Here is a 15,023-nt window from a genome sequence, read left to right as displayed (position 1 = left end):
GACAGCACCAAGTCGTGGAGCAACTCGCTGCTGTCGGTCGCACGGCAGCCGTACCTGCTGGACGACAAGGTCTACGGCATCCCGTTCGACATGGGAATGGTCGGTTTCTGGTACAACAAGGCGCTCTTCAAGCGGGCCGGCATCAGCACGCCACCGACCACCTGGAGCGCCTTCCTCGACGCCGTGCGCAAGCTGAAGTCCGCCGGCATCACGCCCATCGCCCTCGCGGGCAAGGAGAAGTGGCCCGGCATGTACTACTGGGCCTACCTCGCGATGCGCACCGCCGGCATCGACGCCCTGCAGAAGGCCAGTGACAGCAAGGACTTCACGGAACCGGGGTTCGTGCAGGCCGGTCAGCACCTGAAGGACCTCGTCCAACTGCAGCCGTTCCAGACGGGCTTCCTCGGCGCCGCCTACTCCACCCCCACCGGCCAGGCCGCGGCCGTCGGCAACGGCAAGGCGGCCATGGAGCTGATGGGCCAGTGGGCGCCCCAGACGGAGCAGAGCGAAGGCAAGGGCATCGGCAAGGATCTCGGGTTCTTCCCCTTCCCCGCGGTCGAGGGCGGCAAGGGCTCCCGCAGGCGGCCTTCGGACTGCCGATGACGATCGTCGTCCTGCGCGGCTTCTTCCGGGAGATCCCCGGTGAACTGGAGGAGGCGGCCACCCTCGACGGCTGCGGCCCGTTCGGCTTCTTCTGGCGGGTGCTGCTGCCTATGGCGCGGCCCGCGCTCGGCACCGTCTCCGTCCTCGCCGTGGTCGGCAGCTGGAACAACTTCCTGCTGCCGCTGCTCGTCTTCAACGAGCCCAAGTGGTGGACCATCCCGGTCGGCGTCCAGCAGTTCCAGGGCCAGTACGCCTCGGACACCGCGCGCGTCTTCGCCTACCTCGTCCTGGTCATGGTCCCCGCCCTCGCCTTCTACGCGGTCGCCGAACGCCAGCTCGTCGGCGGCCTCGCCGCGGGCGCCACCAAAGGATGACGCACCCTTCCCGCGAACGTACGGCTCAAGCACACACCTGACTGTGAGGAGTCGCACCATGCGCACCACCACTCCGTCCCGCACCCGGCTCGGACTGGCCGGCGCCCTCGCCGCGCTGCTCTTGGGCGCCGGCCTCGCCACCGGACCGGCGGCCCAGGCGAAGGAGAAGCCGCCGACCCTGGCCGAACTCGCCCAGCGGCACGGCCGCTACTTCGGCAGCGCGACGGACAACCCCGAACTGACCGACAGTGCCTACACCGCGCTCCTCGGCAGCGAGTTCGACATGATCACCCCCGGCAACGGCATGAAGTGGTACGCCACCGAGCCCGAGCAGGGCGTCTTCGACTGGACCAAGGGCGACGAGATCGTGAACCTCGCCCGGAGGAACCACCAGCGCGTCCGCGCTCACACGCTGGTCTGGCACAGCCAGTTGCCGAACTGGCTCACCTCGCGCGACTGGACGCCCGACGAGCTGCGCGCCGTGCTGAAGAAGCACATCACCGCCGAGGTACGGCACTACCGCGGCAAGGTCTATTCCTGGGACGTCGTCAACGAGGCGTTCGACGAGGACGGGACCTACCGCGAGACCATCTGGTACAAGACGCTCGGCCCCGGCTACATCGCCGACGCGCTGCGCTGGGCCCACCGGGCCGATCCGCACGCCAAGCTGTACCTCAACGACTACAACATCGAGGGCACCGGCCCGAAGAGCGACGCCTACCACCGACTCGCCCAGGACCTCAAGGCGCAGGGCGTCCCGCTCGACGGCATCGGCTTCCAAGCGCATCTCGCCCTGCAGTACGGCTATCCGTCCACGCTGGAGGACAACCTGCGCCGCTTCTCGCGGCTCGGCCTCGACACCGCGCTCACCGAGGTCGACGTCCGTATGCAACTGCCCGCCACCGACGAGAAGCCGGCCCAGCAGGCGACCTGGTACCGCGACCTGACCAAGGCGTGCCTGGCGGCGCGCCGCTGCGTCGGGATCACGGTGTGGGACTACACGGACAAGTACTCGTGGATCCCGGCGTACTTCCCCGGCGAGGGCGCCGCCCTTCCGTGGGACGAGCAACTGCGGCCCAAGCCGGCGTACTTCGCGCTGCGGGAGGCGCTGGGAGGGGAGTAAGCGCGTCCCGCGTCGTGGCCCGGCGGTGTCCGCACCGCCGGGCCACGCGCGTCAGCCCGCCTTCTGCGGTGGCGCCGTGCTGGCCCGCACCACCAGCTCCGTGCCCAGCTCCACGCGCGGCGAGTCCGGCTGCTCGTCGCGGGCCAGTCGCAGCACCGTACGCACGGCGAGCTTGCCCATCTCCGCCAGCGGCTGGCGCACGGTGGTCAGCGGCGGAGCCGACCAGCGGACTTCCGGAAGGTCGTCGAAACCCACCACACTCATGTCCTCCGGCACCCGGAGCCCGCGCCGCCGCAGCGCCTCGATCACGCCCAGCGCCATCTGGTCGCTCGCCGCGAAGATCGCGGTCGGCGGCTCCCGCAGGTCCAGGAGGGCGTTGCAGCCGGTGAAGCCGGACTCGTGGTAGAAGTCGCCGGGCACGATGAGGGACTCGTCCACGGCGATCCCGGCGCCCTCCAGCGCCGCCCGGTAGCCGTCCAGCCGGGCCCGCGAGCACAGCAGCCGGGGCGGGCCCGCGACCAGGCCGATGCGGCGGTGCCCGAGGCTCAGCAGATGCTCGGTGGCCGCCATGCCGCCCGACCAGTTGGCCGCGCCGATGGTGGGCGCGTTCAGGGCGGGGGAGCCGGCCGGGTCGACGACCACGATCGGCACGCCCAGGATGCGCAGCTCCTCGTGCAGGACCGGCTCGAGCACCGAGGTGACGAGGATGACCCCGTCGGAGGCCCGCGCCCGCAGGTTCTGCATCCACTCCCGGGCGTCGCCGGAGCGCCCGTGGATCGCCGACACCACCGTGCCCACCCCGGCGGCGTGGGCCACCTCCTCGACCCCCCGGATGATCTCCACGGCCCAGGGGCTGTCGAGGTCGTTGAAGACCAGGTCGAGCAGGGCGGCGCGGGTGCCGGCCGCCGAGGCGCGCTTGCGGTAGCCGTGCCGGCGCAGCAGGTCCTCGACCCGGGCACGGGTTCCCGGGGCCACGTCGGAGCGTCCGTTGACGACACGGGACACGGTGGGCACCGAGACCCCCGCCCGCCGGGCGATCTCCGTGATCGTGACCTTGCCGCGCTCCTCGTGTGCCTCCTCCGCGTCGGCCTCGTGCGCTGCCACTTGCCCCACCTCCGTTGCTCCGGGACGCCCTCTCGAAACTTTGCAGAAGTCTTCCGGAAAAAAGGCGGTCGTGTGAAGCCGCATGAGAGGGACGTCCTGCGCGCCCGAGCCTAGTCCTCGACCGTTCGGTATCCCGGCCGAGGTCGCGTCGGGCTGCCGGTCCCGAGGAGCACCCTCGCTCACCTCGAAGAAGAGCGCCGACTATCATCGGGTGCCTGACGAGGCAATGGCGCCGAGGACAGCAGCCCCCCGGCCGAACCCCCTCCCTCGGCCCCCACAGAAAGCAGGACATGTCCGCCACGCCCGCTTGCCTCCTCACCGCCCCCGAACTGCCGAGCGACCCCGTCGACATCCGGCTCGTCGTGACCGACATGGACGGCACGCTCCTCGACGGCAGCGGACGCGTCCCCGACGGGCTGTGGCCCCTCCTCGCCGAGCTACGTCGCCGCGGTGTGCTGTTCAGCCCCGCCAGCGGCCGCCAGTACGCCACGCTCGCCCGGCAGTTCGCCGACGCGGACGACGGCATGGTGTTCGTCGCCGAGAACGGCACGTACGTCGTCCGCGACGGCGTGGAGCTCAGCTCCGACCCCCTCGACCCCGCGGTGGCCGCCCGCGTCATCGGGACCACACGGCGGCTCGCGGCCGACGGCGTGGACGTCGGGGCGGTCCTGTGCGGGAAGAACTCCGCCTACGTCGAGCGCAGGGACGACGCATTCATGGCCGAGGCGAGCAGGTACTACGCCCTGCTGAAGCCCGTCGACGACCTCACCACCGTGGAGGACGAGTTCCTCAAGGTGGCCCTCTTCGACTTCGGACCCGTCGAGGGCACCACCGCCCCCGCCCTGGAGCCGCTCACGGCCACCCACCAGGTCGTGGTCTCGGGCGAGCACTGGGTCGACATCATGAACCGCACCGCCAACAAAGGTGCCGCCCTGCTCAGGCTCCAGCGCGACCTCGGCATCACACCCGCGCAGACGCTGGCGTTCGGCGACTACCTCAACGACCTGGAGATGCTCGACGCCGCCGAGTGGTCCTTCGCCATGACCAACGCCCACCCGGACGTGGTCCGCCGCGCCCGCTACCTCGCGCCGCCCAACACCGAGAACGGCGTTCTGCGCACCATCACCCGCCTGATGCACCTGCCCACCGGCTGACCCTCAGAGGTCGTTCACCAGCACGGCCGCCCCGTCGAAGCGCCCCGCCTTCAGATCGCCGAGCGCCCGCTGCGCCTCCGGCAGCGGGTACGGGTGCGTGGTCGCCCGCACGCCGTACCGGGCGGCGAGGTCCAGGAACTCCCGGCCGTTCTCGCGCGTGTTCGAGGTGACGCTGCGCAACTCCTTCTCGTAGAACAGCTCGCTCTCGTACCGCAGGGCCGGGACGTCGCTCATATGGATGCCCGCGACCGCCAGCACCCCGCCCCGGTCCAGCGCCCGCAGCGCCACCGGGACGAGATCACCGGCCGGCGCGAACAGGATCGCCCCGTCCAGCGGCTCCGGCGGCGCGTCGTGGGCACCGCCCGCCGACGCACACCCGAGCTCGAGCGCGAGCCCCCGCGAGGCCTCGTCCCGGGTCAGCACATGCACCGTGGCCCCCTGCGCCAGCGCCACCTGCGCACACAGGTGCGCGCTGCCGCCGAATCCGTACAGCCCGAGGCGACCGCCCGGCGGCAGGGACGTCCGCAGCAGTGCCCGGTAGCCGATGATGCCGGCGCACAGCAGGGGCGCCAGCGCCACATCGTCCACCGCCTCCGGCAGCCGGTAGGCGAAGGCGGCCGGCACGGTCGTGTACTGCGCGTAGCCGCCGTCGGCGTCCCAGCCGGTGTACTCGGAGGCCGGGCACAGGTTCTCGGCGCCGCGCACGCAGTACCGGCACGTGCCGTCCGTACGGCGCAGCCACGCCACGCCCACCCGGTCGCCGCTCGCCCACCCGCTCACGCCCCCTCCGATCCCGACCACCACGCCCACCACCTCGTGCCCGGGCGTCACCCCCGGCCGCCGCACCGGCAGGTCACCCTCGGCGACGTGCAGATCCGTACGGCACACACCGCACGCCCGCACGTGCACCAGCAGCTCACCGGGGCCCGGCACCGGGGCCGGCCGCTCCACGAAAGCGAGCGGCTCCCGCTCGACGGGCCCCGGTCGGACCACCACCCATGCGCGCATCACATGCCCCGTCCCGTCCACGACTGCCTCCTTCCAGTGTCGCCACCCTGGCGGTCCGTCGCGCGACACGGCCCCGCGCTCGGGACGGCCGGAGCGTGGCAGGGCCCGGGCTCCGGCCGGCGTCGCCCCACCGCCCTGGCCGATCCCCACGGGACCGGCGGGACTCGTGGCCGGCCACCGCGACGGCAAGAGCGTCCCGCACACCGCCGCCCTGATCGGCCTGTGTCTTCCGGACAGCGCGGGTGCCCGGCCCGCGACCGGGGCGGCGGCCGGGGCGTGGCATGATCAGGGGCATGCCTGAACGTGTTGTGGCCGCCTGCGACGGGGCTTCGAAGGGAAACCCGGGACCCGCCGGATGGGCCTGGGTCGTCGCCGACGTCGACGAGATCCCGAGCCGCTGGGAGGCCGGCCCGCTGGGCACCGCGACCAACAACGTCGCCGAACTCACCGCGCTCGAACGGCTGTTGAGCGCGGTGGACCCAGGCATCGCGCTGGAGATCCGCATGGACTCCCAGTACGCGATGAAGGCGGTCACCACCTGGCTGCCCGGGTGGAAGCGCAACGGCTGGAAGACCGCCGCCGGCAAGCCCGTCGCCAACCAGGCACTGGTCGTCCGCATCGACGAGCTGCTCGCGGGTCGCGAGGTGGAGTTCCGCTACGTGCCCGCCCACCAGGTCGGCGGCGACCGCCTCAACGACTTCGCGGACCGCGCCGCCAGCCAGGCGGCCACCGTGCAGAAACCGGCGGGCAGCGCCTACGGCTCCCCGGAGCCGCCGCCGTCGCCCGAGCCGGCCACCGCCGCCCCGGCCCGCCGTGGCGCGCCCGCGCGGAAGCGGACCACCTCCCGCACGATCAAGGCGAAGTTCCCGGGCCGCTGCGTCTGCGGCCGCCCGTACGCGGCGGGCGAACCCATCGCCAAGAACGCCCAGGGCTGGGGCCACCCGGAGTGCCGTACGGCCGACGACACCTGATACGACTTTTCCGGGCATTCAGACGCCCTCGCGCGCGGAGCGGTACGTTCCTGAGTCATGAACGGGAACAGCCGTCTGCCGGAGGAGCTGCGGGAGCTGATCGAGTCCGGCCCCATGGCGCATCTGAGCACCATCAACCCGGACGGAAGCCCTCAGGTGACCGTCATCTGGATCGGACTGGACGGCGACGACATCGTCAGCGGCCATATGGCGCGGCACGTGAAGCTGCGCAACATCGACCGGGACCCGCGGGTCGTGCTGTCCTTCGACGCCCCACGCGTGCCCGGGGTCTTCCTGAACCAGTACGCCGTACTGCGGGCGCGGGCCGCGGTGGAGCCGAGCCACGGCGCCTGGGACCTGCTCAACCGCCTCGCCAAGGTCTACATGGCCCCGGACGCCGGGTTCCCGGCGCCCAGGGGACCCGGGTTCATCGTGCGCTACACGATCGAGCGCATCGGCGGCGTCGGGCCCTGGGCGTCGTCGTCGCGCTGACAGAGCCCGGAAACTCTGTCACAACCGCGCGAAAGCCTGCTCTCCGCTGTCCGCCGCCCGGGCGCCGGGCGTCAGTCGGTGGCGAACGTCCGGGCCCCGACCGTCAGTCGGTGTCGAACGTGTAGTACGCCCTGTGGTCCAGCAGGTCGGCGGGGCGCACGTCGTTCCACGGCCTCATCGGCTCCTCCAGGTCGACGACGTCCGGCGTGCCGCCCGTGGGAAGGTAGCCGGCGCCGGGGTGGCGGCGCTGCCACTCGGCCCACAGCTTGTCGACGTAGGCGTGGTGCAGCCAGAAGACCGGGTCGTTGGGAGAGACCCCGGTGGCCATCTGACCGCCCACCCACACATGGACGCGGTTGTGCAGGTTGACGCCCCGCCATCCCTCGAGATGGTTGCGGAAGCCGTCCGACGCGCTGTTCCAGGGCGCCATGTCGTACGTGGACATCGCGAGCACGGAGTCGACCTCGGCCCGGGTCGGCAGGTCGCGTCCGCCACCGCCGAGCGAGCGCCGCAGATATGTGCGGCCGTCCACGCGTACCGCGAGCGGCCAGTTGCCGGTGGACGCGGCGAACGGCCCGTCCATCACCCGTCCGTCCAGGGGGCGCCCGGTGCCGCCGAGGAAGTCCGGAGCCCACAGCGAGGAGCGTGGCGAGCGGTCGGCGGTCCAGTCCCAGTACGGCAGGGCGACGGAGGTGTCGACGGACTGGAGCGCCCGCTCGAACTCGATCAGGAATCTGCGGTGCCAGGGCAGGAACGACGGCGAGCGGTGCCCCGTCCGTGCCCCTGTGTCGGTGTCGCCCATGATGAAGGCGTTGTGGGTGGTGACGAAGGCGTCGTAGCGGCCGTTGCGCTTGAGTTCCACGAGCGCGGCGACCAGCCGCCGCTTCTCGTCGGCCGTGAGGGTCGCCTGGTTCTTGCGTACGGTCATGTGCGGGAGGCTCCGAGAGGTGCTGGGTGCGGGCGGTCAGGTGAGGGGGACGAGCGGGGCGCCCCGCAGTTCGACCACGGCTGCGCGCGCGGCGGCTCGCGGGCTCGGCACCGGGTCGTAGTGGCTGACCACGCTGATCCAGCTGCCGTCCGCGTTGCGCATCACGTGCAGCTCCACACCGTCGATGAAGACGCCGTATCCACCACCGTGGTGGTGCCCGCCGGCCACGGGGCGGCCCTGTATCCGGCGGCCCAGATAGACCTCGTCGAAGGCTTCCGGCACACCGTGGTCGTGGCTGTGGCTGTGGCCGTGGTCGTGGCCCGTGGCCGCGGCCGACGGGGCGGGCAGGCCGGCGGTGGCGGCGACGGCGGCGCCTGCCGCGAGGGTGCGGCGGCGGGTGAGTCGGGGCATACGAATCCTCCGGTCGAAGGGGGTTGGTGTGACGCGTCCTGCCTATCCGCCGACCGGTGAGCCCTGGAAATCGACGGAAGACGGTTGGCTACGATCAGGACAATTGCCGCCATGTCCTATAAAGTTGAACGAAGATGATCTTGCTGTCGCGCCGGATCGCGGGCGCGTCGGAACAGGAAATTCCGCCCTCTCCGGCGGGTTTGGAAGTGGATCTTTCTCTCCTGGCGGCCGTCTCGTGGCCCGGCTCACGCCCTGCATGTGACGCGAACTGCCGTTCCCGGCCGGGTGGTTGGGGGTCCGGAGGGCATCACCGGCGGCAAAGCCTTGGTGAATGGTCATTCACCCGCTACGGTGAATTGCCATTCACCACGATTGCCCCTGGCCGATCCACTGGAGTGCGCATGGTCCCCATACCCGCCGGACCGGCCGGGCGGCCGGAAGTGCGCGACCGGCCCGCGGTCCCCGCGCTGGCCTTCGGCGGCATCCTCATGGCCGTCATGCAGACGGTCGTCGTGCCCCTGCTGCCCGACCTGCCCCGGCTCACCGGCGCCTCCGTGGGCGCCGTCTCCTGGATGGTCACCGCCACCCTGGTGTCCGGAGCGGTGCTCACCCCGGTGCTCGGGCGCGCCGGGGACATGTACGGCAAACGACGGGTGCTGCTGACCGCACTGGCCCTGATGACGCTGGGCTCGGTGCTCTGCGCGCTCTCGTCCGACATCGGCGTGCTCATCACGGCGCGGGCGCTCCAGGGCACGGCCGCCGCGGTCGTCCCGCTGTCGATCAGCATCCTGCGCGACGAACTGCCGCCCGAGCGCACCGGATCCGCGGTCGCCCTCATGAGCTCCACCGTCGGCATCGGCGCGGCCCTCGGCCTGCCGCTGGCCGCGCTCGTCATCCAGTACGTGAACTGGCACGCCATGTTCTGGGTGACCAGCTTCTTCGGCGCCGTCGGTCTCGCTCTCGCGCGGTGGGCGGTGCGCGAGTCGCCCGTCCGCGCCCCCGGACGCTTCGACGTCCTCGGCGCACTCGGCCTCGCCGCCTGGCTGGTCTGTCTGCTGCTGGCCGTGTCGCAGGGCGGCCAGTGGGGATGGGGGAGCGCGCGGATCCTCGGCCTGTTCACGGGCAGCGTGCTGATCCTCGCGCTGTGGTGCCTGCACCAACTGCGCGCCGAACGGCCCCTCGTCGACCTGCGGTTGGCCGCCCGCGCCCGCGTCGCCCTGCCGCACCTCACCGCCCTGCTGGTCGGCTTCGGCTTCTACGCCAACTCGCTGGTGACGGCACAGCTCGTCCAGGCACCGAAGGCCACCGGCTACGGGCTCGGCCTGTCCATCGTGGGCGGCGGTCTGTGTCTGCTGCCCGGCGGTGTGATCATGCTGCTGTTCTCCCCGGTCTCCGCCCGCATCTCGGCGGCCCGAGGCCCCCGGACCACCCTCGCCGTCGGCGCGGCGGTGCTCACCCTCGGATACGCCGTACGCATCGCGGACAGCCGCCACCTGTGGATGATCATCGTGGGCGCGTCCGTCGTCGCCACCGGCACGACCCTCGCCTACTCGGCGCTGCCCACCCTCATCCTGCGCGCCGTGCCGGCGGGGCAGACCGCCTCCGCGAACGGCGTCAACGTGCTGATGCGCACCATCGGCCAGGCCAGCTGCAGCGCCTGCGTCGCCGCCGTCCTGGTCCACCACACCGCCCTGGTGGGCGGCGCCCCCGTCCCCACGCTGCACGGCTATCTGCTGGCGTTCGCGATGGCGGGTACGGTCGCCCTCGTGGCGTGTGCCACCGCCCTCGCCATCCCGGGGGACCGTACCCCGGGCGGCACCTCCGCGCGCAGGACGCCGTCGCCCGACACGGCGCTGGAAGGAGCCTGAGCACCGTGACCACGTCACCGGCCACCGCCCCCGCCCGCCGCGACGCCGAGACCACCAAGGCCGCCATCCTGCGCGCCGCCCGCCATCTGCTCGCCCGGCACGCGCACGCGGACATCACGCTCAAGGCGGTCGCCGACCGGGCCGGGGTCAGCCCGCCGCTCATCCTGAAGTACTTCGGCAACAAGGACACCCTCTTCTCCCAGGTGATGTCCTTCGAGGCGGATGCCGCCGCCCTGCTGGACGCACCGCTCGAGAACCTCGGCCGGCACATGGTCCGCCATGTGCTGCTCAGCCAGACGCGACAGGGCGCCGACCCGCTCCTGCGCATCGTCTTCGCGCCCCTGCACGGTGAGCAGGGCGACATCCTGCGCGCCAACTTCCGCACCCAGGTCAGCGACCGCCTCGCCGCGCGCCTGAGCGGTCCCGACGCGGGCCTGCGCGCCGAACTCGCGGTGAGCGCCCTGCTGGGCCTCGGCGTGATGTTCGGCATCGCACGCGGCACCCACCTGCGCGCAGCGGAACTCGACGACATCGCCTACCGCTGGGCACCGGCCGTACAGGCACAGCTGACGCCCTGATCCGGGTCAGCCCACCCCGGCCGGCCGGAACTGGATGCTGATCCGGGGTCCGGTCGTCCGGCTGCTCTTCGGGATCGAGTGCTCCCACGTCCGCTGGCAGGAGCCGCCCATCACGATCAGGTCCCCGTGCCCGAGCGGACGCCGGACGGCCTGCCCGCCGCCGCGCGGCCGCAGCGCCAGATCACGCGGCACGCCCACGGACAGGATGGCGACCATGGTGTCCTCGCGTGCGCCCCGGCCGATGCGGTCCCCGTGCCAGGCGACGCTGTCCCGGCCGTCCCGGTAGTAGCACAGACCGGCCGTCACGAAGGGTTCGCCGAGCTCCGTCGCGTAGTGCGCGGACAGGGCGTCGCGCGCCTCCTCCAGGACGGGGTGCGGCAGCGGGTCCCCGGCGTGGTAGAAGGCCAGCAGCCGCGGCACGTCCACCGTGTGGTCGTACATGTGCCGCCGCTCCGCGCGCCAGGGGACCTCCTCGGCCAGCTGCACGAACAGCGCGCCGGCCCCGCTGAGCCAGCCCGGCAGCACATCGATCCACGCCCCCGCGCCCAGATGAGTCCGCCGCAGCCCGTCGAGCGGACCGAGACGGATATCGTCGGTCTGGTCGAACAGCGAGCCCTGGAGATGCGTGGCCATACAGGCAGCGTACTCCGCTAATTCGAAAATCTGTTCAGTCGCATCCCGGTGGTGCGATCTCGGTCACATCCACCCGGCCGGACGCTGATCAGTAGAAGCCCCGCTCGCTTTTGAGAGCGGGGCCCCTTTCCGTCAGTGCTCCTTCTGCGGAGTCAGCTCACTGGGTCGTACGACGACGTACCCCTCGCCCTCCAGCTTCAGCTGCACCGCCTCACCCGAGCCGCCGCGCAGCATCGAGCCGATGGACTGCGACCGGTGCAGCGAGGTGCGCAGCCGGGCCGTCCAGCCCACCACCGCGTCGGTGTCGACGAACACCGGCAGCTCGGGCGAGACGGGTATCACCAGCGGATTACCCTCGCAGATCAGACCGAGCCGGCCCTGCCCGGTGAACAAGCTGTTGAACAGCCCGCCACCGGCGATCCCGGCGCCCTTCACGGTCTTGATCTCGTACGACAGGCTCGCGTCGAAGCAGAGCACGTTGCGCCCGTTGACGGTGAACTCGTCACCCGGCTCGACGTCCACGATGAAGCAGTTCTGCGCCTCGTGCGCGAACCAGGCCTCGCCCTGCCCGCGCACGGACATCAGCGGCAGCCCCTCACCGGTGACCGCCCGTTTGAGCATTCCGCCGACGCCCTGGCCCTTGCGTTCGAACCTCAGGTCCCCGCGGTAGGCGACCATCGAGCCCTGCCGCGCGAACATCTCGCCGCCGACGACGTACCGGATGGACTTGGCGTTCTGCAGGGACATGCCCGGGGCGGCGGCGGGCTGCACCATGTGGTCACTGGAAAAGAGATCACCCTTCATGCGGGCATCCTGTCCCGGAGGGCTCCCCTCCGCCAAGATCACGGCTGTTCTGAAACGGCAACAACTCATTGTTGGGTCAGGAGTAGTTCGGTTCGAACGGGTCGCTTCCTGACCACTTCCTTACATGTTTCAGCCACTGTCGAAGCATGATCACAGCAATACGTGTACCGGCGGCCGTGCTCGCCGCCTCCCTGCTGCTGGCCGGGTGCCAGTCGGACGGCGGGGCGGCACAGACGCGCGCGGCCGTCGCCGCCGACGGGGCCGAGGGCACGCCCGCACCCGCGGCGACACCGGACGCGCCCGAGGAACTGCCCGGCCTCGGGCTCAGAACCCGCGCCGGGATACCGTCGAACGCACGCCAGATGGTCGTGGTGACCGGGAAGGGCCGGAACTCGTCCGATTCCACCGTCGTGTTGTACGAGCGGACCGACTCAGGCTGGAAGGCCGGCCGGCAGTGGCCCGCGCACAACGCCCTCAAGGGCTGGACCGACCACCACATGTCCGGTGACCTGCGCTCACCGATCGGCGTCTACGCTCTCACCGACGCCGGAGGGCGCCTGCCCGACCCCGGCACCCGGCTGCCGTACGACCACTCCCACGGCTTCACCGCCCTCGGCACCGGCTTCGACGGCGAGTCCCTCGGCGGCGCCTTCGACTACGTGGTGGCCATCAACTACAACCGCAAGCCGGGCACCTCACCGCGTGACTGGACCCGCCCGCTCGGGGGCAGCCGGGGCGGAGGCATCTGGTTCCACGTCGACCACGGCGGCCCCACCCACGGGTGCGTCACCCTGAAGGAGGCCGACATGAAGGCGCTGCTGCGCGCTCTGGACCCGGATCGGCACCCGGTGGTCGTGATGGGCGACGCGACGTCCCTCGCGCGCTGAACCGTCCCGCGGCCGGATCCGCACACGGATGTCAGGAAGCTGTCAGCCTGTGGGAAGACCCTCTTCGCGGGCCGTCCGCGGGCCGTCCACGGTCCGTTGCGCCTAGCATCGGCCGCGTGTGCGCACATGTGCTGGTCGCCGAGGACGACGAGATGCAGGCCGAGCTGATACGTCTGTCGCTGGTGCGGGAGGGCCACACCGCGACCGTGGTCCACGACGGCGGGACCGCCCTCGAGGCGGTCCGGCGGCACCGGCCCGACCTCGTCGTCCTCGATCTGATGCTGCCGGTGATCGACGGATTCGGCGTGTGCCGGGTGCTGCGCCGCGACGACGACAATACGCCGCCACGCACACCGACTGGTCCGGCGTCGGCGCCACCGTACGCGCGCTGTCCGCCCGCACCCGCCGGCGCATCGCCCTGACCACGCCCGACCGGGTCCCGATCGCCGACTCCGCGCGCCACGGCACCCCCCTGCCGCCGCAGGCCGCCGCCACCGTCGACCCGCTGCGCACCGACACGTACTCGGAACCCGGGGCCCAGCTGAGCGGCATCGATCCCCGGGCGGTGGGACCGTACCGGCTGACGGCGAACGAGCGTGCACGGGTGCGGGAGCTCGCGCTGGAACGGCAGGCGTGCTACCGGCGCGGCGGCTACGAGGCGACGGTCGAGACCGCGCCGAGCGGCCGGTCCGTGCTCACGGGCGCGGAGGGAGCCGTCTCCGACGCCCATGTGTCGGCCGAGTGCGCCGACGGAAGGCTGAACACCCCGACGCCCACCGAGGACAAGGCCATTGCCGCGCTGACGAGCCTGGTCCGGACGTGTCTGAAGCGGGAGGGCATGCCCTCGCGGCTGTCCCTCTCGGTGGCTTTCACCGTCAAGGGCGCCGAGCTGAGCAACCTCTCCGCCAGGAAGGCAGGGAACGCGCGGCCCACCGCGGCGGAAAAGAAGGGCAGCGACTGCATCGCCCAGGCCCGTCGCCGGCAGCTCGACCCCTACGTCGCCCCGACGGCCGAGCTGTTCCTCGGCACCGGCGGCAGCACCCTGCCCCGCTTCGACATGTCGCCCGCCAACAAGGCCGAGGTCATCGCCGTGACCGGGCTCGTCCTCGCCCTGACCGTGGCCGTCACCGTCGTGGTCGCCACCCGGCTCGTACGGCCGCTGCGCGCTCTCACCCATGCCGCACAGCAGCCGCCCGACCGGCACGTCCGCGTGCCCGTCACCACCCGCGACGAGACAGGAATCCTCGCCGAGGCGTTCAACGCGCTGACCGAGCGCCGCGAACGACTCGAGGCGCAGCGCAGGGCGATGGTCAGTGATGTCGCGCATGAACTGCGCACCCCGCTCACCAACATCCGCGGCTGGCTGGAAGTGACCCGCGACGGCACCGTCGCCCCCGACGCCGAACTGCTGGCCTCGCTGCACGAGGAGGCCCTGATCCTGCAGCGGGTCATCGACGACCTCCAGGACCTCGCCGCGGCCGACGCCGGCACCCTGCGGCTGCACCGCGAACCCGTCCGCGCCGCCGAACTCCTCGCCCAGGTGGCCGCCGCCCACAAGGTCGCCGCCGACACCGCCGGCATCCGCCTGGTCACCCGGGTGGACGGCGAGCCGTGGCTGGACGCCGACCCCGTCAGGATGCGGCAGGCGCTCGGGAACCTGGTCTCCAACGCGATCCGCCCACCCCGGCCGACGGCACGATCACGCTCGCCGCCCGCGCGGAGGACGCCAGTGCGGTCTTCGAGGTCGCCGACACCGGCAGCGGCATCGCCCCCGAGGACCTGCGCCACGTCTTCGACCGGTTCTGGCGAGCGGAGAAGTCCCGCAGCCGGCGCACCGGCGGCAGTGGTCTCGGACTCCCCATCGTCCGCCAACTCACCTCGGCCCACGGCGGAACCGTCACCGTCACTTCAGAGGTCGGCACAGGCTCGGTCTTCACCCTGCGGCTGCCGGCGACGCCCGCACCCGCGGACGTCTGACCCGGCCGCGCAGACGCCGACACGCCCCTTCCGCGGGGTCGGGGGCCGACGCCACGCCGCTCAGCGCCGGCTTCTCCCGTTCGACCGGTGATCGGCGGCGAAGCGGGG

Annotated in this window: 13 protein-coding genes and 4 pseudogenes; 11 read left to right on the top strand and 6 right to left on the bottom strand. The window is 71.9% G+C overall.

Translation table 11 applies throughout. From position 1 onward, the window contains the following. The 3 genes and pseudogenes from AB0N14_RS31260 to AB0N14_RS31250 form a co-directional block, all read left to right on the top strand. Positions 1-573, top strand: a pseudogene (locus tag AB0N14_RS31260) (extracellular solute-binding protein); the annotation flags it as partial. After that, positions 573-977 (top strand): annotated as a pseudogene (locus AB0N14_RS31255) (carbohydrate ABC transporter permease); the annotation flags it as partial. The pseudogenes AB0N14_RS31260 and AB0N14_RS31255, both read left to right, overlap by 1 nt. A gap of 58 nt (positions 978-1,035) precedes the next feature. Beyond that, on the top strand, positions 1,036-2,100 hold the full coding sequence (locus AB0N14_RS31250; RefSeq protein ID WP_366029046.1) for an endo-1,4-beta-xylanase: 1,065 nt from the start codon (positions 1,036-1,038) through the stop codon (positions 2,098-2,100). A gap of 51 nt (positions 2,101-2,151) precedes the next feature. On the opposite strand, the gene AB0N14_RS31245 is transcribed toward AB0N14_RS31250, so the two are convergent. Continuing rightward, positions 2,152-3,213 (bottom strand): LacI family DNA-binding transcriptional regulator, encoded by a 1,062-nt coding sequence (locus AB0N14_RS31245; protein ID WP_366029045.1) that lies wholly within the window; start codon positions 3,211-3,213, stop codon positions 2,152-2,154. A 281-nt stretch (positions 3,214-3,494) separates the two neighbouring features. Here AB0N14_RS31245 and AB0N14_RS31240 point away from each other — a divergent pair, with 281 nt between their 5' ends. Further along, positions 3,495-4,358 carry a Cof-type HAD-IIB family hydrolase gene (locus AB0N14_RS31240; RefSeq protein ID WP_366029044.1) on the top strand — a complete coding sequence of 288 codons (864 nt, stop codon included), beginning with the start codon at positions 3,495-3,497 and terminating at the stop codon, positions 4,356-4,358. A 3-nt stretch (positions 4,359-4,361) separates the two neighbouring features. Here the strand turns inward: AB0N14_RS31240 and AB0N14_RS31235 are convergent, their stop codons facing one another. Then, positions 4,362-5,366: a zinc-binding alcohol dehydrogenase family protein gene (locus AB0N14_RS31235; protein WP_366029083.1), complete on the bottom strand. Its 1,005-nt coding sequence runs from the start codon at positions 5,364-5,366 to the stop codon at positions 4,362-4,364. A gap of 281 nt (positions 5,367-5,647) precedes the next feature. Between AB0N14_RS31235 and AB0N14_RS31230 the strand changes: the two genes are divergently transcribed. After that, the gene (locus AB0N14_RS31230; RefSeq protein ID WP_366029043.1) at positions 5,648-6,337 is read left to right on the top strand and encodes a ribonuclease H; all 690 of its coding nucleotides are present in this window, start codon (positions 5,648-5,650) and stop codon (positions 6,335-6,337) included. Between the two features lie 57 nt (positions 6,338-6,394). Continuing rightward, positions 6,395-6,829 (top strand): PPOX class F420-dependent oxidoreductase, encoded by a 435-nt coding sequence (locus tag AB0N14_RS31225; RefSeq protein WP_366029042.1) that lies wholly within the window; start codon positions 6,395-6,397, stop codon positions 6,827-6,829. 103 nt (positions 6,830-6,932) lie between these two features. Here AB0N14_RS31225 and AB0N14_RS31220 read toward each other — a convergent pair whose 3' ends face one another. Then, positions 6,933-7,757 (bottom strand): tyrosinase family protein, encoded by an 825-nt coding sequence (locus tag AB0N14_RS31220; RefSeq protein ID WP_366029041.1) that lies wholly within the window; start codon positions 7,755-7,757, stop codon positions 6,933-6,935. 36 nt (positions 7,758-7,793) lie between these two features. Beyond that, positions 7,794-8,168: a tyrosinase family oxidase copper chaperone gene (locus AB0N14_RS31215; protein WP_366029040.1), complete on the bottom strand. Its 375-nt coding sequence runs from the start codon at positions 8,166-8,168 to the stop codon at positions 7,794-7,796. A gap of 401 nt (positions 8,169-8,569) precedes the next feature. Here AB0N14_RS31215 and AB0N14_RS31210 point away from each other — a divergent pair, with 401 nt between their 5' ends. Together AB0N14_RS31210 and AB0N14_RS31205 are read left to right on the top strand one after the other, a co-directional pair. Beyond that, a complete protein-coding gene (locus AB0N14_RS31210; protein WP_366029039.1) occupies positions 8,570-10,036 on the top strand; it encodes an MFS transporter in 1,467 nt (488 codons plus the stop codon). Then, positions 10,033-10,614: a TetR family transcriptional regulator gene (locus AB0N14_RS31205; RefSeq protein WP_366029081.1), complete on the top strand. Its 582-nt coding sequence runs from the start codon at positions 10,033-10,035 to the stop codon at positions 10,612-10,614. Before AB0N14_RS31210 ends, AB0N14_RS31205 begins: the two co-directional genes overlap by 4 nt. A 6-nt stretch (positions 10,615-10,620) precedes the next feature. Here the strand turns inward: AB0N14_RS31205 and AB0N14_RS31200 are convergent, their stop codons facing one another. Together AB0N14_RS31200 and AB0N14_RS31195 are read right to left on the bottom strand one after the other, a co-directional pair. Continuing rightward, positions 10,621-11,247 (bottom strand): alpha-ketoglutarate-dependent dioxygenase AlkB, encoded by a 627-nt coding sequence (locus tag AB0N14_RS31200; RefSeq protein WP_366029038.1) that lies wholly within the window; start codon positions 11,245-11,247, stop codon positions 10,621-10,623. Between the two features lie 132 nt (positions 11,248-11,379). Next, a complete protein-coding gene (locus AB0N14_RS31195; protein ID WP_366029037.1) occupies positions 11,380-12,051 on the bottom strand; it encodes an AIM24 family protein in 672 nt (223 codons plus the stop codon). A gap of 146 nt (positions 12,052-12,197) precedes the next feature. Between AB0N14_RS31195 and AB0N14_RS31190 the strand changes: the two genes are divergently transcribed. The 3 genes and pseudogenes from AB0N14_RS31190 to AB0N14_RS31180 all read left to right on the top strand — a co-directional run. After that, on the top strand, positions 12,198-12,938 hold the full coding sequence (locus AB0N14_RS31190) for a L,D-transpeptidase family protein (RefSeq protein WP_366029036.1): 741 nt from the start codon (positions 12,198-12,200) through the stop codon (positions 12,936-12,938). A 116-nt stretch (positions 12,939-13,054) separates the two neighbouring features. Next, positions 13,055-13,273 (top strand): annotated as a pseudogene (locus AB0N14_RS31185) (response regulator); the annotation flags it as partial. 2 nt (positions 13,274-13,275) lie between these two features. Further along, positions 13,276-14,915: pseudogene (locus tag AB0N14_RS31180) on the top strand (HAMP domain-containing sensor histidine kinase); the annotation flags it as partial. Positions 14,916-15,023: the final 108 nt, after the last annotated feature.

This window comes from Streptomyces sp. NPDC051104 (genome assembly GCF_040682835.1).
GTDB lineage: Bacteria > Actinomycetota > Actinomycetes > Streptomycetales > Streptomycetaceae > Streptomyces > Streptomyces cynarae.
This window is presented reverse-complemented; position numbering and strand designations above follow the sequence as displayed.